Below are 22,958 nucleotides of genomic sequence, written 5' to 3' on the forward strand. Positions count from 1 at the left end.
TCAGTGCGTCGCCTCACCAATCAGCGCACCCGTGCCCGCACCAACGGCTGCACCTTTCAGCACGCTCTTGCCGGTCACCGCCGCGGCACCTGCGCCCACGGCAGCACCTACCGCACCGCCTTTACGCGCGGCTTTACCTTTGCCGCCGTTTTTGAACATAGCACCCGTGCCTGCGCCAACAACGGCGCCGCCAACGGTCGATTTCAGATCTTTGCCAGTGGCCGCGCCAATCGCCGCGCCTGCTACCGCGCCAGCTGCAGTTTTATCGATGGCCATTCCCGAGGTGGAGAAAATGAGGGCGCTGATAACCAGCGTTGTTTTAATAAGTTTCATAACAGATCCTTTGTGACTGCTGTCGGTTGATACGTCATTTCTCACTCTCTGACGCGAGAAAAACGTCCAGATAGTGCCAGCAATACCGGTTCAACCTTTAAGCTAATCATGCCCTGGTCAAGGATCTCAGCTGCCGGGCGGGGATCCGCCCGGCAGAACATTACGCCTGACGCTTATCTTCCGTATTGGTCTCGAAGTCGCTTGCCGCATGGCGCTCGTGGAGCTGTTCGTTCAGCTCGCCGCTGGTGCGGTTAACGATACGTCCGCGCTTAACGGCATGGCGATTCGCCACGTCTTTCGCCCAGCGCTGGACGTTGGTGTACTTCTCTGCATCCAGGAACTCGGCGGCGTTGTACACGCTGCCCAGCGCCACGCAGCCGAACCACGGCCAGATTGCCATATCCGCGATGGTGTACTCCTCACCCGCCACGTAGCGACCGCGCGCCAGCTGTTTATCCAGCACGTCGAACAGGCGTTTGGCTTCCATGGTAAAGCGGTCAATTGCGTACTCAATTTTTACCGGCGCGTAGTTGTAGAAGTGGCCAAAACCGCCGCCGAGGAACGGCGCCGCGCCCTGCAGCCAGAACAGCCAGTTCAGCGTCTCGGTGCGCCCCGCCGGATCTTTCGGCAGGAAGTGGCCGAATTTCTCTGCCAGGTAGAGCAGGATATTGCCGGATTCAAAGACACGGGTTGGCGGGTTCGTGGAGTGGTCACGCAGCGCCGGTATTTTCGAGTTCGGGTTCACCTCAACGAAGCCGCTGGAGAACTGATCGCCCTCGCCGATGCGGATCAACCACGCGTCGTACTCCGCGCCCGTCACGCCCAGCGCCAGCAGCTCTTCGAGCATGATCGTCACTTTCTGGCCGTTCGGTGTCCCGAGAGAGTAAAGCTGCAGCGGGTGGGAGCCCACGGGCAGATCTTTCTCATGCGTTGCGCCGGAAATCGGACGGTTAATGTTGGCGAACGCGCCGCCGTTGTTCTTTTTCCATTCCCACACTTTGGGTGGCTGATACGTGTTGTCTGACATGTTGGCCTGCCTTTTGAGTGATGTGTTGAGGCAGTGTAGCAGGAGATTTGTGAACCGTTTAACGTTGTGAGCGCAAGCAATTAACCGCTATTCCTTCTGCTGCTTATATATATCAAATCCGGCATAAGCTTAATCGAAAATCGCATTTTCATAATTAATGCGTAAAACGATAAAGCTGAATATGATGCTTCAACATAAATAAAAGATGCAGTCATAAACACTTTATTAGGCAAGGAGTTAGTGAGATGCGCAAGCTTCTGTTATCGGCAGTGGTCGTTTCGCTCGCGTTAGGCCTGGCGGGCTGTGATGATGCGAAAAATAAAGAGACAAATACGGCCGCGGCGTCAAAAAGCGACGCGCCAAAAGAGGGCGGTTCGCTGATTATCGGTATTACCTCCGGCGACCCGTTAGCCGTTAATCCACTCTATGCCAGCGACCGCACAACGTTAACCATCATGCAGGCGTTGTATGCCCCGCTGTACAGCTTTAATAACGGCAAGATCGAGTGGGGCCTGGCGGAAAGCCTCACGCCCTCCGCCGACAACCTGAGCTACACCCTGACGTTAAAACCGAACCTGAAATGGCAGGACGGTCAGCCGCTGACGGCGGACGACGTGGTCTTTACGTTCAACAAGCTGCTCGATGCCAAACAGCACAGCTTCTTCCGCAGCATGTTTACCTGGGGCGATAAGCCGGTACAGGTAAGCAAGGTTGACGACCGCACCGTTAAGTTCACCTTACCGCAGGTTAGCGCGGCCTTTACCGGCACCCTGGTACAGATCTACCCGATCCCGCAGCACGTGTTCGCCGGCGAAGGCGACCTGGAAAAGAGCAGCAAAAACGATGCGCCGGTCGGCTCCGGGCCGTTCAAATTTAAAGAGTACCGCGCCGGACAATATTACGCCCTGACCCGTTTTGACGATTACTGGAACGGCAAAACGAAGCTTGATTCAGTCACCTACCGTTTCGCCAAAGACAGTAACGCCGCCAACCTGGCGCTGCAAAACGGTGAAATCAACCTCAAGATGGTTGACCCGCAGGACGTAAACCGCCTGAAAAATACCGGTAAGTTTGACTTCGTGGTCTATCCGGAAGGCCGTCTGGCCTATATGACGTTCAACCAGAACGTGCCGGTAATGAAGAGCAAAGAATTGCGTCAGGCCATTGCTTACGCCATCAACAAAGACGAGCTGACCCAGACCGCCTTTACCTCGCTGGACTACGCCAAACCGGCGACGTCCTTCCTGACGCCCGATACGCTTTACAAGACGGATGACGTCGAGCAGTACAAATTCGACGTGCAAAAAGCCAAAGAGCTGCTTAAAGCGTCCGGCGCGCCGGACAACCTCAAGCTGCGCCTGGCGTATGTGAATACCAACAAAACCCAGGAGAGCATGGCGCTCTACATTCAGCAGGCGCTGAAGGGCATTGGGGTGAACGTGGAGCTGATGCCGCTGGACTCCAACGCCATGTCCCAGCGCAGCCTCGATATGAACAACACCGCGTGGGAGCTGAACCTGGGCGGCTACATCATGGGCTCAGAGCCGGACGGCTACAAATCGCTGTTCATGAGCAACGAAGCCTATAACTACGCGCACTACAAAAATCCGCAGTTTGATGCCCTGTGGGATAAAGGCGCTGTGGAAACCGACGCCGCAAAACGTGCTGATATCTACAAGCAAATTCAGCAGACCGTGGCGAACGACATGACGTACTACCCAATCGCCTATACCAATGCGACCGTCGCGGTAGACAAGCGTTTCGGCGGTACCCAGGAAGCGGAGCCGAAACCGGTCTATCTGTTCCAGGATCTGTCAAAAATCTATCAGAAATAAGTAATTGCCCCGGCCGTCGGGTCGGGGCCTTGGTAAGGGCACGTCGTGAACACACTTCTCACGCGTCGGCTGCTGCAGCTGCTGCCGATGCTGTTCTTTATTTCGCTGGTGGCGTTTTTGCTGGTCAAACTGGCGCCCGGCGATCCGGTGGCGGCGTACATTACGCCGCGTATGGCTCCGGAAGATATCGAACGTATCCGCCAGAGCCTGGGGCTGGATAAGCCGCTGGTCACGCAGTACGTCCTGTGGCTGAAAAATGTCCTGCAGGGCGATCTCGGCTATTCGCTGATTTACCACCGCCCGGTGCTGGAGATGATCGGCGAACGCATTCCGGCCACGCTGGGGCTGATGGGCGCGTCGCTGCTGCTGGCGATCGTGCTGGCGATCCCGCTGGGCCTGCTGGCGGGGGCATTCAAGCATCGCTGGTTGGATCACCTGCTTAACCTGTTCGCCTATATCGGCATCTCGGTGCCGATTTTCTGGTTCGGCATCTTGCTCATTACGGTCTTTGCCGTGCAGCTTAGCTGGTTCCCCAGCATGGGGATGCGCACCATCGGCATGCAAGATAACGCGCTGGACGTGCTGCGTCACGGCGTACTGCCGTGTATTGCCCTCACGTTCTACAACCTCTCCAGCTATGTGCGCTACATCCGCTCCAACACCATCTCGCAGCTCTCGGCCGACTACGTGCAAACCCAGCTTGCCTACGGCGCCACGCGTTCCAGCATTCTGTTTAGGCACGTGCTGAAAAACGTGCTGCTGCCGGTGATCACCCTGTTTGGGCTGTCGTTCGGTGAGCTGATTGTGGGGGCCTACGTGACGGAAAGCGTCTTCTCCTGGCCGGGGATGGGGCTGCTCGGGATCCAGTCGATCGCCTCGCTGGACTACCCGCTGATCATGGCGATCGTCATGCTCTCGTCGATGATGCTGATCGTCGGTAACCTGATCGCCGATCTGCTTTATCGCTTCGCCGATCCACGCATTCGTACGCTGAGGTAACCCGGATGAGCAGACGCTGGCAGCAGGTTCGTCACCAGCTGCGCCGCAACCGTCCGGCGCAGTTCTCCCTGTTTGTGCTTTTTATTTTCATTGTCGCCGCGCTCTGTGCGGGGTTAAGTCCGTACGATCCGGATCGGATGGCGCTCGGCGCACGCACGTTACCGCCGGATGCCGCACACTGGTTCGGCACCGACGAGTACGGACGCGACTACTTCACCCGCGCGCTTTATGGCGGCCAGATCTCCCTGATGGTCGGTTTTCTCGCCATGCTCTTTTCCACGCTTATCGGCACGGTGGTGGGCACGGTGAGCGGCTATTTTGGCGGCTGGCTGGATAACCTGATGATGCGCGCCGTGGATATCCTGATGGCCATTCCGGCCTTCTTCCTGCTGCTGGTGGTGAATGCTTACCTCAAGCCGGGCGTGGATAACATCATTCTGATCATCAGCCTGCTGACGTGGATGAACATGTCGCGGCTGGTGCGCGCAGAAACCCTGTCGGTGAAAGAGCGCGAGTACGTGCTTTATGCCCGCGCATCGGGGGAAAACCCGCTGCGTATTATCGTGCGCCACATTATTCCCGGCGTGCTGCCGACCATTATCGTGGCCGCCACGCTCAATATCGCCTCGGCCATTCTGATGGAGTCGACGCTCAGCTTCTTAGGGCTGGGTGTGCAGGCGCCGGCGGCGTCGTGGGGAAGCATGCTCAACAACGCCCAGTCTTATATTGGCGAAGCGTCGTGGCTGGCGATGTTCCCCGGCATCCTGATCCTGCTGACGGTGTTCAGCTTTAACGTGCTCGGCGATGTCTTCCGTACCGCCTTTGAGCCGGGAGCGAATCGCGATGAGTAGCTTATTAGCGCTTGATAACCTGCAAACTACTTTCCGCACCCGCGAGGGTGAAGTTCACGCGGTGCGCGGCGTAAGCTTTCAGGTGCAGCCGGGAGAACTTGTCGGCATTGTTGGCGAGTCGGGCTGCGGAAAAAGCGTCACCTGTAAGTCGATTATCCAGCTTCTGGGGAGCAACGGACGGATCACCGGCGGCAGCATTCGCTTCCAGAATGACGATCTGGCGCAGAAAACCCCTGCGCAGATGCGCGCTATTCGCGGCAACGAGATCGCGATGATTTTTCAGGATCCGATGACCGCCCTGAACCCGGTGCTCACTATCGGCAAGCAGATGTCTGAGATCCTGGTGCGAAATAAAAAGCTGTCGAAAAAAGCGGCCAAAGCGGTGGCGATCGCCATGCTGGAACAGGTGGGGATTGCCGAGGCGGAACGGCGATACGACCAGTATCCTCACGAGTTCAGCGGTGGGATGCGCCAGCGGGTGATGATCGCCATTGCGCTCTCCTGCAACCCGAAGCTGCTTATTGCCGATGAGCCGACCACGGCGCTGGACGTCACCATTCAGGCGCAGATCCTGCGTTTGCTGAAAAGCCTGCAGCAGCAGACCCAAACCGCGATTCTGCTGATCACCCACGATCTCGGCGTGGTGGCGCAGGTCTGCAGCCGCGTAGTGGTGATGTACGGCGGGCTGGTGATGGAGGAGGGCAGCGTAGAGGACATCTTTTATCGCCCCGCGCATCCTTACACCCAGGGGCTGCTGGCCTCGCTGCCGCGCCCGGATGAGGTCAATCAGCGTCTATCGCCGATCGAAGGTTCGCCGCCCGGCCTGCTTAACCCGCCGCCGGGCTGCCCGTTCGCCGAACGCTGCCCAAAACGCATGCCCCAGTGTGAACGGCAACCCGCATTTTACACCGCCGGAGAGGGCCATCGCACCGCCTGCTGGCTATGGGCCGATAAGGAGACTCATGCATGAGTGAACAACAGGCACCATTAGTGAGCGTCCGCGATCTGCGCAAGCACTATCAGCTTAATGGCGGTCTGCTGCGTAAAGGCGCGGCCGTGAAGGCGGTTGATGGCGTGAGCTTTGATATCCAGCCCGGCGAGACGTTTGGCCTGGTGGGGGAGTCCGGCTGCGGGAAATCGACGCTCGGACGCGCCATTCTGCGCCTTTTCGATATTACCGCGGGCGAGATCCACTTCGCCGGGCAGGCGATTGCCCACGCCCGCGAAAAAGAACTCAAGCCGCTGCGCAAGCGGATGCAGGCGATTTTTCAGGATCCTTACTCCTCGCTCAACCCAGGCATGACGGTGCGACAGCTGGTGGCCGAGCCGATGCAGATCCACGGCTACAGCCGTGAAGAACAGCGGGAACGGACGGAAACGCTGCTCTACAAAGTGGGGCTGAAGCAGGAACACCTTGATCGGTTCCCGCATGAGTTTAGCGGCGGGCAGCGTCAGCGCATCAGTATTGCCCGCGCGTTGTCCGTGCGTCCCGAATTTGTGCTGTGCGATGAGCCGCTCTCGGCGCTGGACGTTTCGGTGCAGGCGCAGGTGGTGAATATTCTGCAGGATCTACAGCAGGAGCTGGGGCTAACCTATCTGTTTATCGCCCACGATCTCTCCATGGTGCGCCATATCTCCAGCCGCATTGGGGTGATGTATCTCGGTAAGCTGGTGGAGGTGGCCCCGGCGAATGAGCTGTATCAGCGTCCGGCGCACCCTTATACCCGCGCGCTGCTGGCGGCGGTTCCCCAGCCCGACCCGCGGATTCGCAACCTTGAAGACGCGACCCTGCGCGGTGAAATGCCCGGCCCTACGTCCGCGCTGCCGGGCTGTAAGTTTTGCAGCCGATGCCCGCACGCCATGCCGGTTTGCCAGACGCAGGAGCCTGCGATGCAGGAGATCGCGCCAGGGCATTTCGCGGCGTGCTGGCTGTTTAACATGTAGTTAATGCGCCGCGCAGGTGTATGATAAATGTCCCTCTGTCAGGTTAATTACAACGTGCAGACGACGACAACCCATAAAAAATTGCCGCCTGCCTGTTTTAGGTTGGATACATGCGTAAAGGAAAGTTAAGCAGTGATGCGCCATTCGGGACATTGTTAGGCTATGCGCCCGGTGGCGTGGCGATTTACTCTTCAAATTACGGCAGTCTGGACCCGCGAAAATACCCGGAAGACGCGGATTTTCGCAGCTACATCGGCAACGAATACATGGGCCACAAGTGGCAGTGCGTTGAGTTTGCCCGCCGTTTCCTGTTCCTCAACTATGGCTTTGTGTTTACCGACGTCGGTATGGCGTGGGAGATCTTCTCTCTGCGCTTTTTGCGTCAGGTGGTGAACGATAACATTCTGCCCCTTCAGGCCTTTGCCAACGGTTCAAAACGCGCCCCGCGCGCCGGAGCGCTGCTGATCTGGCAAAAGGGCGGCGAGTTTCACGAGACCGGCCACGTGGCGGTGATCACCCAGCTTCTGGACGATAGGGTGCGTATTGCGGAGCAGAACGTGATTCACTCCCCGCTGCCGCTCGGGCAGCAGTGGACGCGCGAGCTGCGCCTGAGCGTGGAGAACGGGTGTTACACCCTCCACGACACCTTCAGCGACACGGAAATTCTCGGCTGGATGATCCAGACCGAGGATACGGAACACAGCATTCCCCAGCCGGAAATCGACGGTGAACTGCTGAAAATCAGCGGCGCGCGGCTGAAATACAAACGTCAGTTCGACGGCAAGTGGCTCAACGAAAATGACGCGCTGCAGCAGGCGTATATCCGCGCCAACGGCCACGTGATCAACAAAGATCCCTGCCAGTACTTCACCATTACCGAAAGCGCCGAACAGGAGCTGATCAAGGCCACCAACGAACTGCATCTGATGTACTTGCACGCCACGGACAAGGTGCTGAAAGACGACAGCCTGCTGGCGCTTTTCGACATCCCGAAAATCCTCTGGCCGCGCCTGCGCCTCTCCTGGCAGTGGCGTCGTCACCATATGATCACCGGTCGTATGGATTTCTGCATGGATGAGCGCGGCATCAAGGTCTACGAGTACAACGCCGACTCCGCCTCCTGCCATACCGAGGGCGGGCTGATTCTCGAAGAGTGGGTGAAAAACGGCTATCGCGGCAACGGGCATAACCCGGCGGAAGGCCTGCTGGAAGAGCTGACCGGCGCCTGGAAGCACAGCCACGCGCGGCCGTTCGTCCACATCATGCAGGACAACGATGTCGAAGAGGACTATCACGCGCTCTTTATTCAGCGTTCGCTGATGCAGGCCGGGTTTGAGACCAAAATCCTCCACGGGCTGGGGGCGCTCAGCTGGGATGCCGCCGGGCAGCTGATTGACGACGAGGGTCGCCACGTCAACTGCGTGTGGAAAACCTGGGCGTGGGAGACGGCGATAGAGCAGATCCGCGAGGTCAGCGAAACCGAATATGCCGCCGTGCCGATCCGCACCGGGCATCCTGAAGGCGAAGTGCGCCTGATTGACGTTCTGCTGCGCCCGGAGGTGCTGGTCTTTGAACCTTTGTGGACCGTTATTCCAGGCAACAAGGCGATTCTTCCGGTGCTGTGGCAACTGTTCCCCAATCACCGTTACCTGCTCGACACCGATTTTGAGGTCAACGATCTGCTGAAGCAGACCGGATACGCCGTTAAGCCGATTGCCGGACGCTGCGGCAGCAATATCGACCTGATCAGCGCCCAGGACGAGCTTCTGGATAAATCCAGCGGCAAGTTTGTCGACCGTAAAAACATCTACCAGCAGCTATGGTGCCTGCCGAAGGTCGACGGGAAGTACATTCAGGTCTGTACCTTTACCGTGGGCGGGAACTACGGTGGGACCTGTCTGCGCGGCGATGACTCGCTGGTGGTGAAGAAAGAGAGCGATATCGAGCCGCTGATCGTGGTTAAAGATAAGTAGTTCTTAGCCGCTTTAAAAAAGCCCCCGCAGGGCATCCTGCGGGGGCTTTTCGTTACTGTTCTTCCTCTTCCTGCCCGTTGATCTTCAGATCGATGATGCGGCCAATCTGGTCATGATAGACCGTCAGCAGGTTGTACTGGCTCATCTCGGAGATGATCTGCGGTGAGACATTAAAGCTGCGGGCCAGCTCCTCCTCCTGCAAATAACCCGGCTGACGCCGCCTGACGTGGGCGCGGCGGCGATTGTACTGATACCACAAAATCAGCAGCCAGCCGTTGAGCGCGGCGAACAGCAGGTAGAGCAACACCGTATTAAAGGACGCAATAATCACGCCCCAGCTTTGGTCGCTCTCCTCTGTTAGCTGCATCCAGAGCCGGGCATACAGGAAAAACAAAAAGCCTCCCCACGCCACCAGCGTTAACGCGGCATCGAAAAGACGTGGCAACAGCCGATGTTCGGTCAGAATTAAGGTATTTTCGTTCATTGAAGGCTTCCTTTTCCCCGGTCCGGACTGATCCAGCGCGCGCGGGCGCGCTGGCGTTTAAGCATGACTTTTGGAAAGGCGACGAGGGTGGTGAACAGGCCGATCATCCAGTACACCATCGGGAACCAGATCACCCAGAAAAGCGAGCTGGCCACCTTACGTTCATAGCGCCGCTCGATGAACAGGCTGACCAGGAACTGCAGGAGGCACATCACGCCCAGCAGTAGCCCGGTAAACTCCGGTGGAAAGAGGCTCTCCACTGTCAGCCTGGCAGGAACAGGGGCGATATGGCTGAGAATAAATAACAGCACCGTCATGGCGTACGCGAAGGCCCACAGCGTTGACAGGGCGTACTCGATAAAAAGGGGCCACATGCGGTGATGCTCCCAGCGCACAATCCTGCGAAGGTTGACCAGAAACACCTCCGCGCCGCCCTGAGCCCAGCGCAAACGCTGTTTCCACAGGCCCTTGAGCGTCTCCGGCATCAGGATCCAGCACAGCGCCCGCGGCTCGAAAAAGATATCCCAGTGGCGCAGCTGGAGCTTCCAGCTGATGTCGATGTCTTCGGTGATCATGTCCGGGCTCCAGTACCCGACGTCCGCCAGCGCCTGTCGGCGAAAGGCGGCGATGACGCCCGAGACGGTAAAGACCCGGCCATAGATCCGCTGCGTCCGCTTGATGAGCCCGATAATCGATGAGAACTCGCCCACCTGAATGCGGCCGATCAGCGTGGAGCGCGTGCGAATACGCGGGTTCCCGGTGACCGCCCCGACGTGGGGATACTGAATCAGCGGTGCCACCAGATACGCTGCCGTATCGCGATCGAGCAGGGCGTCACCGTCAATGCAGACCAGCAGATCGCCCCGGGCCGCCGCCGCGCCGGCTTTGAGCGCCAGCGCTTTCCCCTGATTTTCCGCGAGATTAATCACCCGCAGGCGCGGCTGTTCCAGCGCCAGCGCCTGCAGCACCTGCGCCGTGTTGTCAGACGAGCCGTCGTTGATGGCGATAACTTCTATATTTTCATACCGCTGATCCAGCGCGGCGCAGATGGTCTCCCGGGCATTTCGTCCCTCGTTAAAGCAGGGGATCAGAATGGAGATGAGCGGCTCACCGGCGAGCGTCGGGGCGGGCGTGTCTTTATCCCACGACCAGTGGCGTTCAAGCTGAAACCAGAAATAGAGCCCGCCGGTTATCCAGAGCACGGACATGAACAGCGGCCAGAAGAACACAAAATCCAGAATCAGCTCGCCGGTAAAGAGGGCGGCCACGCCTAACGGCAACCCGAATACCAGACATAAAATAGAAAAGGCGATAATGCGATCAGTCATTGTCAGGGTACCAGTACGAAGAAAATACAGGCCTGATGCGTGAGATATCAGGTTGGTTGTTGATGAAATCATCGGGGTAGTAACCGTAGTTTTTGACGCCGTTCAGCTGGAGCACGCGCATCCACTGCGCAAGCTGGCTATCAGAAACGGCGCGCTGCGGTTTCTTATCCCAGTCCCTGGCCTGCAGTTCAAAAATGGTTTTATCGATCGCGCCGGGACGTGTGGCGACCGCTTTAACCAGACGCGTCAGCCAGGCATCGCTCTCGTCAGCCGAAATGGACTCCATCAGCGGCATGGCCATCGGCACCGTCCAGTCATACTCCGCCAGAAAATCGTCAAGATTCTGCGCGAACCACGCTTCGCTTTCCGGCTGAAGAATGGGTAAGGCGAACATGTTGCGCGCGGTTTTTATCTGCGGGCCACGGATATGCTTCACCGCCAGGCTCAGGGCATGGGTAAACCCAATCAGCAGCTGGCTTTTCTGACGTGTTGTGCTCTGAGCGCCATCGTCCACGTCCGTCAGCACCGCATCGTCATGGAACAAAATCCCGTTGAAGCTGGCATAGCGGGCCAGATCTTCGTAGATGTCCGTTATCTGCTGGCGCACCTGCGGGTCCCACGGGGAGAGCCGGATATAGGGCTCGGTGGCTTCGCGCAGCTGGCCGGTTTGATGATCCCGGCGCTGCACGCGCGGCAGGGCAGGATCGAGATCGAACGAGAGCACCGGCATCCACGCGAAGACTTTCACCCCCGCGCGGGTTTGCAGCTGCCAGGAGACAAAATTAAAGAGATCGGCCCGGACCGGCAGACGACGGTTGGGGAAATAGAGCGCCTTGATCCTGCCGTCGCCCTGCGGGTCGGCAAACGCCTGCAGAAAAACATGGCTGATTTTCATGTCGTAGACCCGCTGGATCAGCTTGTTGATGTTTTGGGTCTGCTGGGCCGGATCGGGATCGTAAACGTAGTCGAGATCGACGTGCATGACGCGAACGGGATCGTGCTCCTGAACCTGGCTTACCGTACTGGCAAACGCCTTGAGCGAGGGGTTTCCTGAGATCAGCAGACGAGGGATGTTCCCCAGCTCCTGCACGTTCCCCAGCCCGTCCTCAAGGGTAAAGGCCAGCTGATAACCCTGCTGTCTGGCGATCGCGAGCGACGTGCCGTTGGCGGCGCCGTAGGGCCAGACCCAGGCGCGCGGTGCCTTGCCCGTTACCTGCGTGATTTTTTCAGTCACTTTACGAACGTCATCTCCGATCCGCTGGTTGAACTGCCGATCGGTTTCATAGCGGCCCGTGGCTTTATCATAAAAGCGGTTGGCGATGGCAGGTTCGCGGCTGCCCTGCGGGTTGGCCGGAATGCCGTAATGCGAGGCCCAGGTGTGCGATCCGATCTCAATCAGCGGGGACCGGCTGAGCTCGCGCACCATGTCCCACGTCGCGAAGCGATCGCGGGGCGTCATCAAACCGCCGAAGTTAACTTTTTGATTTTCCGGCGTATCCACCCAGCTGCCCACCGGCGCCCAGAGCGCAGGGACGTTCCACGCCTGAAGCAGCGGCCAGACGCGGGTGTAAAAGCTGCTGTAGCCGTCGTCAAAGCTGAGCAGAACGGCTTTCGGCGGCAGCGTTTTTTTCCCGTTATGGGCATCCAGAATGTCCTGCACGCTGATGATGTGATAACCGTTGTGCAGCAGCCAGCTTATCTGCTCGTTTAGTGCGCTGGTACGCACGGAGAGGTAGCGCTGATCGGCGGCATCGTCTTCTACATCGTGGTAGGCCAGCACCAGAAACTGGTTCTGCGGCCAGGGTTTGCTCGCCTCCAGCTGTGGCCGCGCTTTGGGCGCAATAAATGAAAATGCATGCGCGCAGACGCTCGCGCTGAGGCAGAGCCAGCCGAGAAGTATCAGGCTCGCGGAAAAACGTGTGTTAAGCATAATCATCCTTAAAAGCGTAAAGTCGCGTCTAACGTGACGGAGAGGTTGCTCTCGCGTTTGCCGTCGTAAGGGCGTTTATCCCAGTTCAGCATCACGCCGGTATCAATAACGTTGTTCCACTGAACGCGCTGTCCGTAACCCAGCAGGGCGATGGCGCCAGCGGACTGATTTTTCTGCCAGTAGCTGCCGCCTCCCGCCACGAACTGCTGGCTCCAGAGGGTGTCGTAATGGCGGTACATCTCATGGTCAACGGCCAGGGCCGCCGTCACGGAGAGATCCCGCGCCGGGTTGTAGTAGAGCGTGTCCCGCAGGCTATTTTTACTGGCGGCGATCCCCGGTTCGAGATCCAGCGTCAGTGACGGGGTCTGCCAGAGACGCTCCTTGCCCGTGAGGGTGTATTCCTGGCGGCGGTTATGATCCGAGAAGCGGCTGAGGGCGGCGCTGAACTGGTACTCACGACGCTCGTTTTGATACCAGCGCACGCCGCCTTCCCCCCGGTTGGCGTTGATCCCGTTGCGTAACGCCCGCAGGGGCGTGGTGCGCGACAGGCGTTCAAGGCTGCCGCTGACCTGCCAGTTATCTGTCAGAACGTACGTAGTTGAGAGTCGAGCGCCCGGCTTGTTTGCCCCGTGATAGCGGTTGCTGGAGAGTTCGGCTTCGAGCTGGAGGTTGCGTGGCCGCCATTCGACGCCGCCCAACAGGTGACGGCTGGAGCCTTTGCCTTCATCGAAATTACCTTCGGCATAGCGGGTGCCGGCAAACAGCCGCCAGCTATCCGCCACGGGTGGGCCATAGAGCGTGGCGTCCCAGTTGAGGTCGTGCGTCCCGCTGACGGGGTTATCGGAGTGCAAACCCTTGCTCGCGTTGAGGCGCAGCTCGGACATATGGTGGACGGTGCGGAGCCTGTCCAGACGCCTTGCGCTGCGATCGCGCGGCGCGCGGGCGATAACGTCGTCAGCCAGTAAATCCATCTGCCGCCATTCCTGCAGATCCATGGCGACGTAAGCCTGCTGCTGCTCAAGCTCCAGATTCGAGGGCTCCAGCGCCTCCGCCATTTTCAGCGTTTGCTCGGCCGCGCGCGGCAGGCCTCGCGTCTGAAGCAGCGTGGCGTAGTCAATCTGCAATCCCTGATTGCCCGGCGCGGTTGTCGCCAGACGTCGCGCCAGCTTTTCGGCTTCCGGCAGGGCATTCGTCGCCAGCAAATAGTTAAAACGGAGCGACTGGCCGGCAAGCCACCGATCGTTCGGCTGAGGGGTAGGGGAGCCGAAATCGTAACGGGTCCAGGGGACGTAGCGGGTCTGGCGCTCAACGTACTGGCGGGCGGCCTGATACTCTCCCGTATCCAGCCAGGCGTAGAAAAGCGCGTGTTCCTCGTCCTGCGGATCGGAAGCGTATTGCGGATAGCGCTGCAGAAGCGCGAAGGCGGCAGCGGTATTTTTCTCCTGGAGGTAGGACGAGATCACCCAGCCGATTGCCCAGCCCGGCACCGGATGCCGGGCTGCCGTCAGATCCTGATATGCACTGATGACCCGCCGGTAATCAGCATGGGCATACAGCGCGCCGAGTCGGTCGATACGCGCAAGGATAATGTCTTCCGCCGCCTGCGGCTCGCTTTGCCAGCGAGACAGCAGCGCGTCGTAACGATTCAGCGCAGATTGCGCAAGCTGCAGGCGCTCTTTTTCTGTTCTGCCAGGCACATCTGCAAGGCGAACGCTTTCGGCTGCGGCATTCAGCTCTAGACGACGACGCTCCGCTGGGGACAGCGCCACCTTTTTTGAAAGCTGGAGAGCGGGAGTATTGACCCGGTTATCCGTTAGCGCGTCGATCAGCTCGCGAAGAAGCGCGTGATTTTCTGGCGCGATATTCAGCGCGCGCGTGTCTGCTAAAAGCCGATCCCAGCTTTTTCCCTGGCGTAACCAGACATACCCCAGCGTCTGAAGATGCGCCTGAGAGGGATCCTCCGCCACCAGCTGTCGGGCTTCCTTGAGGGCAAGCGTATCTTTACGGGCATCGGCCAGGGTTTTGATATAGCCGATACGATAATCGTCGTTATCCGGCGCAAGGCTCAGCGCTTCTTTCCAGAGCGCCAGAGCTGGCTGCCACGCTTTCTGATTTCTCCTGGCCTGTGCGACAGCCGCAACGCCACGGGCGGGCAGCGGCATATAAATGCTGTAGCGCTGCCAGACCTGAATAACCTCGTCATCATGACCTGCCCAGGCCGCCACCTGTAACCAGTCCGCAACGTGTTCAGGCGTCAGGGCATGCTGCTGCTGATAACGCTGAAGATAATCGAGAAACGACGTGTAATTACCGTTACGCGCCTGTTGAATCTGTTGCTCATAAACGGATTCCGAACCCTGAACCAGAACAGGAAAGAGTAATAACAGAAACAATAATGTTGGGGTGCGATAAAAGAATAATGTACTTAAGCGAAGCGATCTTTCCATATCTATTTGCCATTTGTTTATCATGAATCCATTGCATAACACGGCCGCCTTTTAACTCTGCGTTAAAGGCCATAAATGGGAACATTAAATCTGAATGCAGTAACGTTATAGGGTACTTACTTAAAGGTAATTATGAAACCTCATCTCAGTGGTCTTGATGGGAGGTAATGTACACCTGATATGTTGCCGGATAAATATGCTGAAAAGCTGCTGTGTAGTTTTGAGATAATTCTGTAATGAGCAGTTTCTTGTGTTTATTTTGAATTGAGTCATTAATTGTAATGCATTGAAATATAGTGGTTTTATTTTTATTGTGACAGTTTTGTATATATTTTAAATGACGCATATTTGCCTCAATTAAAGTACTTTCTGGTGCATGTTTGGGAAGTTTCATGACAAAAATTCTTAATGTTTAGAGAAGTGACTTTTCTGGGGTTGTTTTTTATTTATAATTAAAGGCAGACATTGAATGATAGTCTACAGGAAGTCTTACTCATCAATGTGTGTATTGAGGGATGTCCAAAGCCAGAATACATTTATCGTTAATATAACAGCGCTATAAAACGAAGGCGGTCTTCTTTTCGCAGGATCGTTCTTGCTTTAATCTAAAAGGGATGGTTAGTGGCAACTTCAATAGTGTTAGTGACTCAGGATCGCTACCTTGTCAGGGGCATGCGGATATTTTTTCCGGATATTATCCTGCTCGATTCGATTGACAGAAACATATTTGATAACGGTGCAGATGAATATTCTGTATTGATTGATAGTCGTGCGCCGCTTCGTTTATATGATTACCTGATACGCCATCCGGCCAGAACGAGAAAAACGATTTGCTGCGTTATGCTTGATATGCGCCATCGCGAGGAGAATCTGCTCAGTATGAAGCTGTTTATGAATACGTCGCTGACGGAGCCGGACATGGCCTCGCTGTTTAATCTGGTGCTCAATATGAAGGGCAGGCGCCTGACCACGAAGTGGCTGCTGAATTTACGGCTGAGCACGCATGAAACGATCATGTTGCGGTTGCTGAGGGCAGGCATGTCAATGGAGGAGATTGCAGGCGAACTGAATACGTCAGTGAAAAGTCTCTACCGCAAACGTACGGCGCTCTCGGAACGCCTGGGGGCGGAGAACTTCAATGAGGCGTGTCTGTTTATCTTCAAAAATAAACTGCTGGGCACAGGTGGGAACGATCCCTAAAGTTGTCAGGAATTCAAAAGCAAAAAACCGCCACGAGGGCGGGTTCGTTAATAAGGTGCGTGGTAACGCACTTTTCTCGATGCCGGCGGATGTAAGGTGGCAGAAAATGAGCGGGTGGCGGTTGGATTTTGGGGGAGAGGAAACGCGTATTATAATGAAAAACGAAAAGTATCTTCTGCTCTTTAACCCCGTTTATGAAATGCCAGAGGCTAAGCCAAGTGTTTTATCCTGAGCGGGTGATACCAGAAGGAGACTCCTGGAAGTGATTGAAAAATTTAAAAGGACGTTAGAAATGAATAAATATCTGTCTGGTCTGTGTGTTGTTTCTTTTTTTTATTTTTCTTCAATATGTTACGCGCACTCTACGGGGCAAAATAAAGTTCAGGTTAGTATCGAACCCAGCAACTTTAATAGTGGATATATCCCGGTAATTTATGGTGCAGATGAAATCGAGCCTTCTAATTTCAGGGGGGAGGATCTAAAGGAGATGCAGGATAGCCTGAGGAAGATGAAGTCCGACAACCGCAAAGTCGATGAGCTAACTCAGAAGATTTTACAGCTTGAGAGAAAGAATTCTGAGCAGGAGAGTAAGATCGAGCGATTGCAAAGAAGCCTTGATGACATGAAGCGGAGCAACGACAACCTTTCAAATCAGGTCAGCAATTTATCCGGCAAAATTAAGTGATAAAAAAGAGCCACCGCCTGTATTAACTTACCGGACTATTATCGTAAGCGTGCCTGCATTAAAGCCACGCTTATCAGCGCCCAGAAATCGGCCGTAGCCATATAGCAAAAACCCGCCTTTTGGGCGGGTTCTTTAAATAGTGGTGCCCGGACTCGGAATCGAACCAAGGACACGGGGATTTTCAATCCCCTGCTCTACCGACTGAGCTATCCGGGCAACGGGGCGCATTAAACCCGATCTGCCCGGTGGCGTCAACGAAAAATGTTGTTTTCGTTACAGACTGCGCAATCTCTCACCATTTCGCCGCATCCTTAAGCGAAAAAGTGCGTCCAGAGCGCGGAGAGCGGCATGGCGAGCAGCAGTGCGGGCAGCATATTCACCACGGCAAACATCTTGATCCCACAGATGCGCAGCCCGGTAGCCAGCAGCAGCAGGCCGCCGACGGCGGTAAAGTCTGCCATCATTGCGGGCGTGGTTAGCGGGAGAATTAGCGTGGCGCAGGTAGCCAGTGCCAGCTGGATAAGCAGCATCGGGACGCAAATCGCCGCCACGGCAATGCCGAGCGTGGTGGCAAAAATAGTGGCGGTGAAGAAATCAAGAAACGCTTTTGCAATCAAAATGCTCGGGTCGCCCGTCATCCCTTCCTGCATCGAACCGAAAATCCCGGTGCCGCTGGCGCAAAACAGAATAATGATGGCGACATAGTTCTGAATAAACGTCTCGTGCGTGCCGTGTTTCGCCTTGCCCGGTCGGGCAATCAGGTTTTTGGCTTTACTCACCGCGCTGTTAATGCCTTTTTCCAGATAGCAAAATTCGCCAATCAGCGCGCCGAGCAGGGTGGCCAACACCATCACCGGCAGGTTGGCGCATTTGATCACCAGAAGAATACCAATCCCTAACGATGCCAGGCCGAATATTGAGGGCATGGAGGTGCGAATCCGCTCCGGCAGCCGCTGGCTCAGCACGGCGCCGAGTACGCCGCCCAGCAATACGGCTCCTGCGTTAATAAATGGCCCGATAACCAAAGTTAACTCCTGTTATTTAATCATTGATATTGCATTATTATGGCACGGCAGGGCTTCGCGGGCCTTAGCTTTGGCTGATTTCGTGCATACTGATTCCTTCTTGCACCTCAAAATAAAAGGTGACATTATTGCGCGAATTTTCTCCTCCCTGTCTCACCGTCCGGTGAGGGTAACTGCGCCTATGAAAACCATGAAAATTGCCGTCAGCCGCGAGCTGCTCTCCACTGTGTCTACGCACCGCGAAAAGGTGACGCTGGACAGCACTGATTTTACCGATGTGGCGGCCGTCGTCATCACAACGGCTGAAAGCCGCAGCGGTATCCTTGCACTGCTGAAACGCACGGGCTTTCAGCTGCCGGTGTTTATTTTTTCTCCAGAGCCAATGGAGGTGCCCGACGGCGCCACCGCGGTCATCTCGGGCAAAGCTCAGGAGTTTCTGGAACTGGAGAGCGCTGCCAGCCGTTATGAAGAGAATCTGCTGCCGCCTTTTTTCGACACCCTGAGCCAGTATGTGGAGATGGGCAACAGCACTTTCGCCTGTCCGGGCCACCAGCACGGGGCCTTTTTCAAAAAGCACCCGGCAGGGCGACAGTTCTATGATTTCTTCGGTGAGAACGTGTTTCGCGCCGACATGTGCAACGCCGACGTGAAGCTGGGCGATCTGCTGATCCACGAAGGCTCCGCTAAGCACGCGCAAAAGTTCGCGGCGAAAGTGTTTAACGCGGATAAAACCTACTTCGTGCTGAACGGCACGTCAGCGGCCAACAAGGTAGTGACCAACGCGCTGCTGACCCGCGGCGACCTGGTGCTGTTCGACCGCAATAACCATAAGTCTAACCACCACGGGGCGCTGATCCAGGCGGGTGCGACGCCGGTTTACCTTGAGGCCGCGCGTAATCCGTTTGGCTTTATTGGCGGAATTGACGACCACTGCTTTGACGATGCGTATCTGCGGGATCTTATCCGCGAGGCGGCACCGGAGAAGGCCGATGAGGCACGTCCGTTCCGCCTGGCGATCATTCAGCTTGGCACCTACGACGGGACGATCTACAACGCCCGTCAGGTGATCGATAAGATCGGCCATCTGTGCGACTACATTCTCTTTGACTCCGCCTGGGTGGGCTACGAGCAGTTTATTCCGATGATGGCGGAAACGTCCCCGCTGTTGCTGGAGCTGAACGAGAACGATCCGGGGATTTTCGTGACCCAGTCGGTGCACAAACAGCAGGCCGGGTTCTCGCAAACCTCGCAGATCCATAAAAAGGATAACCACATTCGCGGTCAGGCGCGTTTTTGCCCTCACAAGCGGCTGAACAACGCGTTTATGCTGCATGCCTCCACCAGCCCGTTTTATCCGCTGTTCGCAGCGCTGGATGTGAATGCCAAGATCCACGAAGGGGAAAGCGGACGCAGGCTGTGGGCGGAGTGCGTCGAGCTGGGGATTGAAGCGCGCAAGGCAATCATTGCCAACTGTCATATGATCAAACCGTTTATCCCACCGGTGGTAGCGGGGCGGCCGTGGCAGGATCATCCGACGCACGCCATTGCCAGCGAGCTGCGCTTCTTCAGCTTCGAGCCGGGGGCCAAATGGCACGGCTTTGAGGGCTATGCAAGCGAGCAGTACTTTGTCGACCCGTGCAAGCTCCTGCTGACCACGCCGGGCATCGATGCCGAAACCGGCGAGTACACGGATTTCGGGATCCCGGCGACGATTCTGGCGCACTACCTGCGCGAAAACGGCATCGTGCCGGAGAAATGCGACCTTAACTCGATCCTGTTCCTGCTGACCCCTGCCGAAAGCAGCGAGAAGCTGGCACAGCTTGTGGCGATGCTGGGCCAGTTTGAACAGCATATTGAAGACGACACGCCGCTGGCGGACGTGCTGCCGACGATTTTTCAGAAATACCCGGTGCGCTACCGGGATTACACCCTTCGCCAGCTGTGTCAGGAGATGCACGATCTCTACGTCAGCTTCGACGTGAAGGATTTGCAGAAGGCGATGTTCCGCAAGGAGAGCCTGCCTGAGGTGGTGATGAACCCGCAGGATGCGAACCGGGCCTATATTCGAGGCGACGTGGAGCTGGTTCGCATACGGGATGCCGAAGGGCGAATTGCTGCCGAAGGGGCGCTGCCCTATCCGCCAGGCGTGCTGTGCGTGGTGCCGGGTGAAGTCTGGGGCGGGGCGGTACAGCGTTACTTCCTGGCGCTGGAGGAGGGCATCAACCTACTGCCGGGCTTCTCGCCGGAACTGCAGGGCGTTTACAGCGAGAAGGATGCCGACGGGATTAAGCGGCTGTATGGGTATGTGCTGAGATAGTGCGGGCTGCTGCCCTCACCCTAACCCTCTCCCCCAGGGAGAGGGAACGTCTCATCAAACCGCACTACGCTTGTACATTCTCCTCGGATGCCCAATCTTACCGTACAGCATCTCCACCGTCAGAAAACCCGCCTCGACGCAGTGTTCCAGATAGCGACGGGTGGTGGTTTTACTCAACCCCGTCTCGCTCACCACCTCATCCACGGTAAAGCAGTGCGTTGCCTTGTCGTTAAACAGCGACTGCACCCGCGCCAGCGTATTTTCCTCAATGCCTTTGCTGCCGTTGTCCAGGCGGTAGTTTTTCGCCTGCAGCTGATACAGCGAATCGACGTTTTGCTGGTCGACAATCTTCCAGACCCGCTGCTGTTCGGCAAACTGTACAAACCGCTCCAGCGACTGGCTGAGCCGCTTCCAGGAGACGGGTTTGAGGATGTAGTCGAACGCGCCGTTGCGGATGGCCTGGCTGCAGGTGTCCATATCGCTGGCGGCAGTAATAAAAATCACCGAGCAGTTGGCGCGGGCCAGCATGGGGTTATTGATAAGCGAGATCCCTTTGCCGTCCGGCAGGTAGTTATCCAGCAGCACCAGCTGCGGCTGTTTATTTGCAAGCTCTGCCTGGGCCGCAGCCAGCGACGAGGCAATGCCCACCAGCCTCAGACGCGGATGTTTGCCTATCAGCTCCGCGTGCAGTTGCGCCAGTTCGTTCTCGTCTTCAACAATCAGTACGTCGATAAGTTCATGTTGCATAGTCGGTGTCTTCCAGTTGCCGGGCGGTTCCCGTGGCCGGGATAAACAGGGAGAAAATGGCGCCGCGCGGGGTATTATCGGCAACTTCTATTGCGCCGCCAGCCTGTGTGACATAGCTTTCGATCAGATACAGACCAATCCCATGATCGCCGCGCGTCTTGGTGGTGATGCCGCGTTCAAAGATCCGCTCACGGATCTCCGGTGTAATGCCAACGCCCTGGTCGGCGACTTCAATAATCAGCTCCTGTTCGCTGAGCTTTATCAGCACCTCCACCGGCGCGTGGGGAAGCGGCGACCGCTGCGTCGCTTCGATGGCGTTATCCAGCAGGTTGCCAATAATTGAAATCAGTTCCTGCTCCCCGAGGGGGAGGAATGATTTATCCAGCCGACAGGCCGGATCGAAGCACAATTCAACGCCTTTCTCCCGCGCGCGGGCGGCTTTCCCCAGCAGCAGACCGCACAGGGTCGGTGAGCTGAAGCGTGAAGATATAAAGTCCAGCAGCTCCTGGGCGTGTTCAGACTGCGCCTGAATGTAGCCAATCGCCTCCTCATAGCGGCCCATATGCAGCAGACCGGAGAGGGTGGTCATCCGGTTTAACTGCTCGTGGCGCATAATGCGGAGGTTATCGACATAGCGTTTGACCTGGCTGAGCTGGGCGCTCAGCGAGTCGATCTCGTTGCGATCGCGGAAGGTGATCACCCAGCCCTGCAGCGACCCCTCAAGCATGATGTGTACCCGGCTGGCAATCACCGTGAGATCGTTAAAACGGCAAATCTCGTCATGGGTATCTTTCGCCAGCATCGTCTGCGTGTCGAAAAACGGGACCGGATCGATCACCTGGCTTATCAGCTGTCCGCGCAGTTCACGGGCCGGCTGGCTCAGGCCCAGCAGCTTGCGCGCCGCCTGGTTGATGACTTCAATCCGCCTTTGATCGTCAATGGCAATCACCCCTTCATAAATAGACTCCATCATGGCCTTCTGCTGACGCACCAGCAGGCCGATCTCGCGCGGCTCAAGGGAGAAGATCTGCTTCTTAATACTGCGGGTAAAGAACCAGGAGAAGATAAAGAGAGCAATCAGCAGCAGCACGGCGGCAATCAGAATGTTGACCACCTTACTGACGGTAATAGTGTCCAGGTAGCTGGTGAGATAGCCGACCGAAACGATGCCGACCACCTGTCCTGCAGCGTTGAAGATGGGGGCTTTACTGCGCAGCGAAATGCCCAGCCCGCCTTTGCGGATGGTGGTGATGCTTTTACCCTGCAATACGGCTTCGTTGTCACCGCCTACCAGCGTGGTGCCCACTCTGTCGGCAAAGACGGAGTGAAAAAGATGCTGGCCTTTATTATCACCAATCACAATAAAGCTGGCGTCGCTATGCGCAGAAATCTTCTGCATAAAATCATGGATGGCGTTGATATTCTTTTGTTCAACTTCATTACGCAATGTCGGAATAAGCGCAATCTCTTCAGCCTGTATTTTGGCTCGCGTACTCATTTCCTGATAAAGCTGTTTCCCTACGTCGGCATAATAATATCCGCCCAGTAACGCAAAAAGCACTGAGAAAAAGGCAACCAGCGAAATAAACAGCTTGATCTGGAAAGAGACTTTCATAACTATCACGCAAGGTAGCGACAAAGATCGCCAATATATCATCTTTTTTTGCGCGTACGCCCGCTTTGCCGAAAACTTGTGATCCCTTGCACAGCGGGCGCTGTAAAAGCGTTATCCAAAAGGCTAACGTGCTTTGGGCTGCATCAACAAATGTTATTTGTTTGTTCAATTTAGAAAAGAAACCATAAAAACCACGGCAATAAATAAGGTATAAATCA

Annotated in this window: 19 protein-coding genes and 1 tRNA gene; 9 read left to right on the forward strand and 11 right to left on the reverse strand. The window is 56.5% G+C overall.

The window, feature by feature from the left end; genetic code table 11:
• Positions 1-333 (reverse strand): hypothetical protein, encoded by a 333-nt coding sequence (locus tag AC4IBF_RS03415; RefSeq protein WP_029740720.1) that lies wholly within the window; start codon positions 331-333, stop codon positions 1-3.
• A 160-nt stretch (positions 334-493) separates the two neighbouring features.
• Positions 494-1,360 (reverse strand): glutathione-dependent disulfide-bond oxidoreductase, encoded by an 867-nt coding sequence (gene yghU / locus AC4IBF_RS03420; protein ID WP_115876270.1) that lies wholly within the window; start codon positions 1,358-1,360, stop codon positions 494-496.
• Positions 1,361-1,605: 245 nt separating this feature from the next.
• On the opposite strand from yghU, the gene AC4IBF_RS03425 reads away from it, so the two are divergent.
• From AC4IBF_RS03425 to gss, 6 genes are all read left to right on the forward strand, one after another.
• Positions 1,606-3,195, forward strand: coding sequence for an ABC transporter substrate-binding protein (locus AC4IBF_RS03425; protein ID WP_491463152.1), 1,590 nt, complete (start codon positions 1,606-1,608; stop codon positions 3,193-3,195).
• A gap of 45 nt (positions 3,196-3,240) precedes the next feature.
• Positions 3,241-4,194: an ABC transporter permease gene (locus tag AC4IBF_RS03430; protein WP_133295136.1), complete on the forward strand. Its 954-nt coding sequence runs from the start codon at positions 3,241-3,243 to the stop codon at positions 4,192-4,194.
• Positions 4,195-4,199: 5 nt separating this feature from the next.
• Positions 4,200-5,045 (forward strand): ABC transporter permease, encoded by an 846-nt coding sequence (locus AC4IBF_RS03435; protein ID WP_115876267.1) that lies wholly within the window; start codon positions 4,200-4,202, stop codon positions 5,043-5,045.
• Positions 5,038-6,015: an ABC transporter ATP-binding protein gene (locus AC4IBF_RS03440; RefSeq protein WP_115876266.1), complete on the forward strand. Its 978-nt coding sequence runs from the start codon at positions 5,038-5,040 to the stop codon at positions 6,013-6,015. The genes AC4IBF_RS03435 and AC4IBF_RS03440 overlap by 8 nt, the downstream gene beginning before the upstream one ends.
• The gene (locus AC4IBF_RS03445; protein ID WP_115876265.1) at positions 6,012-6,989 is read left to right on the forward strand and encodes an ABC transporter ATP-binding protein; all 978 of its coding nucleotides are present in this window, start codon (positions 6,012-6,014) and stop codon (positions 6,987-6,989) included. The genes AC4IBF_RS03440 and AC4IBF_RS03445 overlap by 4 nt, the downstream gene beginning before the upstream one ends.
• A gap of 110 nt (positions 6,990-7,099) precedes the next feature.
• Entirely contained in the window at positions 7,100-8,962 is a 1,863-nt protein-coding gene (gss, locus tag AC4IBF_RS03450) for a bifunctional glutathionylspermidine amidase/synthase (protein WP_491463153.1), read from the forward strand.
• 52 nt (positions 8,963-9,014) lie between these two features.
• On the opposite strand, the gene pgaD is transcribed toward gss, so the two are convergent.
• From pgaD to AC4IBF_RS03475, 5 genes are all read right to left on the reverse strand, one after another.
• Positions 9,015-9,446 carry a poly-beta-1,6-N-acetyl-D-glucosamine biosynthesis protein PgaD gene (pgaD, locus tag AC4IBF_RS03455; RefSeq protein WP_133295134.1) on the reverse strand — a complete coding sequence of 144 codons (432 nt, stop codon included), beginning with the start codon at positions 9,444-9,446 and terminating at the stop codon, positions 9,015-9,017.
• A complete protein-coding gene (gene pgaC, locus AC4IBF_RS03460; protein ID WP_133295133.1) occupies positions 9,443-10,774 on the reverse strand; it encodes a poly-beta-1,6-N-acetyl-D-glucosamine synthase in 1,332 nt (443 codons plus the stop codon). The genes pgaD and pgaC overlap by 4 nt, the downstream gene beginning before the upstream one ends.
• A complete protein-coding gene (gene pgaB / locus AC4IBF_RS03465) occupies positions 10,767-12,704 on the reverse strand; it encodes a poly-beta-1,6-N-acetyl-D-glucosamine N-deacetylase PgaB (protein ID WP_133295132.1) in 1,938 nt (645 codons plus the stop codon). Before pgaB ends, pgaC begins: the two co-directional genes overlap by 8 nt.
• Before the next feature lie 8 nt (positions 12,705-12,712).
• Entirely contained in the window at positions 12,713-15,151 is a 2,439-nt protein-coding gene (gene pgaA / locus AC4IBF_RS03470; protein ID WP_491463154.1) for a poly-beta-1,6 N-acetyl-D-glucosamine export porin PgaA, read from the reverse strand.
• Between the two features lie 145 nt (positions 15,152-15,296).
• Complete coding sequence (locus tag AC4IBF_RS03475; RefSeq protein WP_127732290.1) at positions 15,297-15,545, reverse strand: hypothetical protein; 249 nt, start codon at positions 15,543-15,545, stop codon at positions 15,297-15,299.
• Between the two features lie 278 nt (positions 15,546-15,823).
• Here AC4IBF_RS03475 and AC4IBF_RS03480 point away from each other — a divergent pair, with 278 nt between their 5' ends.
• Both AC4IBF_RS03480 and AC4IBF_RS03485 read left to right on the forward strand, forming a co-directional pair.
• Positions 15,824-16,351: a helix-turn-helix domain-containing protein gene (locus tag AC4IBF_RS03480; protein WP_172621941.1), complete on the forward strand. Its 528-nt coding sequence runs from the start codon at positions 15,824-15,826 to the stop codon at positions 16,349-16,351.
• Between the two features lie 262 nt (positions 16,352-16,613).
• Positions 16,614-17,036: a hypothetical protein gene (locus AC4IBF_RS03485; protein WP_491463155.1), complete on the forward strand. Its 423-nt coding sequence runs from the start codon at positions 16,614-16,616 to the stop codon at positions 17,034-17,036.
• A 140-nt stretch (positions 17,037-17,176) separates the two neighbouring features.
• On the opposite strand, the gene AC4IBF_RS03490 is transcribed toward AC4IBF_RS03485, so the two are convergent.
• Together AC4IBF_RS03490 and AC4IBF_RS03495 are read right to left on the reverse strand one after the other, a co-directional pair.
• Positions 17,177-17,252: transfer RNA gene (locus AC4IBF_RS03490), tRNA-Phe, on the reverse strand.
• Positions 17,253-17,347: 95 nt separating this feature from the next.
• Positions 17,348-18,061: a DUF554 domain-containing protein gene (locus AC4IBF_RS03495; protein WP_047173584.1), complete on the reverse strand. Its 714-nt coding sequence runs from the start codon at positions 18,059-18,061 to the stop codon at positions 17,348-17,350.
• 181 nt (positions 18,062-18,242) lie between these two features.
• On the opposite strand from AC4IBF_RS03495, the gene AC4IBF_RS03500 reads away from it, so the two are divergent.
• A complete protein-coding gene (locus tag AC4IBF_RS03500; protein WP_367896918.1) occupies positions 18,243-20,378 on the forward strand; it encodes an ornithine decarboxylase in 2,136 nt (711 codons plus the stop codon).
• A gap of 54 nt (positions 20,379-20,432) precedes the next feature.
• Here AC4IBF_RS03500 and AC4IBF_RS03505 read toward each other — a convergent pair whose 3' ends face one another.
• Positions 20,433-21,125 (reverse strand): response regulator, encoded by a 693-nt coding sequence (locus tag AC4IBF_RS03505; protein ID WP_115876257.1) that lies wholly within the window; start codon positions 21,123-21,125, stop codon positions 20,433-20,435.
• On the reverse strand, positions 21,115-22,740 hold the full coding sequence (locus AC4IBF_RS03510; RefSeq protein ID WP_164850639.1) for an ATP-binding protein: 1,626 nt from the start codon (positions 22,738-22,740) through the stop codon (positions 21,115-21,117). The genes AC4IBF_RS03505 and AC4IBF_RS03510 overlap by 11 nt, the downstream gene beginning before the upstream one ends.
• Between the last annotated feature and the right edge of the window lie 218 nt (positions 22,741-22,958).

The organism is Enterobacter sp. Taxon_8, assembly GCF_058354585.1.

Coding starts and splice junctions, on each gene's coding strand:
- AC4IBF_RS03415 (WP_029740720.1), bottom strand. CDS start 333: ATGAAACTTATTAAAACAACGCTGGTTATCAGCGCCCTCATTTTCTCC.
- yghU (WP_115876270.1), bottom strand. CDS start 1,360: ATGTCAGACAACACGTATCAGCCACCCAAAGTGTGGGAATGGAAAAAG.
- AC4IBF_RS03425 (WP_491463152.1), top strand. CDS start 1,606: ATGCGCAAGCTTCTGTTATCGGCAGTGGTCGTTTCGCTCGCGTTAGGC.
- AC4IBF_RS03435 (WP_115876267.1), top strand. CDS start 4,200: ATGAGCAGACGCTGGCAGCAGGTTCGTCACCAGCTGCGCCGCAACCGT.
- AC4IBF_RS03440 (WP_115876266.1), top strand. CDS start 5,038: ATGAGTAGCTTATTAGCGCTTGATAACCTGCAAACTACTTTCCGCACC.
- AC4IBF_RS03445 (WP_115876265.1), top strand. CDS start 6,012: ATGAGTGAACAACAGGCACCATTAGTGAGCGTCCGCGATCTGCGCAAG.
- gss (WP_491463153.1), top strand. CDS start 7,100: ATGCGTAAAGGAAAGTTAAGCAGTGATGCGCCATTCGGGACATTGTTA.
- pgaD (WP_133295134.1), bottom strand. CDS start 9,446: ATGAACGAAAATACCTTAATTCTGACCGAACATCGGCTGTTGCCACGT.
- pgaC (WP_133295133.1), bottom strand. CDS start 10,774: ATGACTGATCGCATTATCGCCTTTTCTATTTTATGTCTGGTATTCGGG.
- pgaB (WP_133295132.1), bottom strand. CDS start 12,704: ATGCTTAACACACGTTTTTCCGCGAGCCTGATACTTCTCGGCTGGCTC.
- pgaA (WP_491463154.1), bottom strand. CDS start 15,151: ATGGAAAGATCGCTTCGCTTAAGTACATTATTCTTTTATCGCACCCCA.
- AC4IBF_RS03475 (WP_127732290.1), bottom strand. CDS start 15,545: ATGAAACTTCCCAAACATGCACCAGAAAGTACTTTAATTGAGGCAAAT.
- AC4IBF_RS03480 (WP_172621941.1), top strand. CDS start 15,824: ATGCGGATATTTTTTCCGGATATTATCCTGCTCGATTCGATTGACAGA.
- AC4IBF_RS03500 (WP_367896918.1), top strand. CDS start 18,243: ATGAAAACCATGAAAATTGCCGTCAGCCGCGAGCTGCTCTCCACTGTG.
- AC4IBF_RS03505 (WP_115876257.1), bottom strand. CDS start 21,125: ATGCAACATGAACTTATCGACGTACTGATTGTTGAAGACGAGAACGAA.
- AC4IBF_RS03510 (WP_164850639.1), bottom strand. CDS start 22,740: ATGAAAGTCTCTTTCCAGATCAAGCTGTTTATTTCGCTGGTTGCCTTT.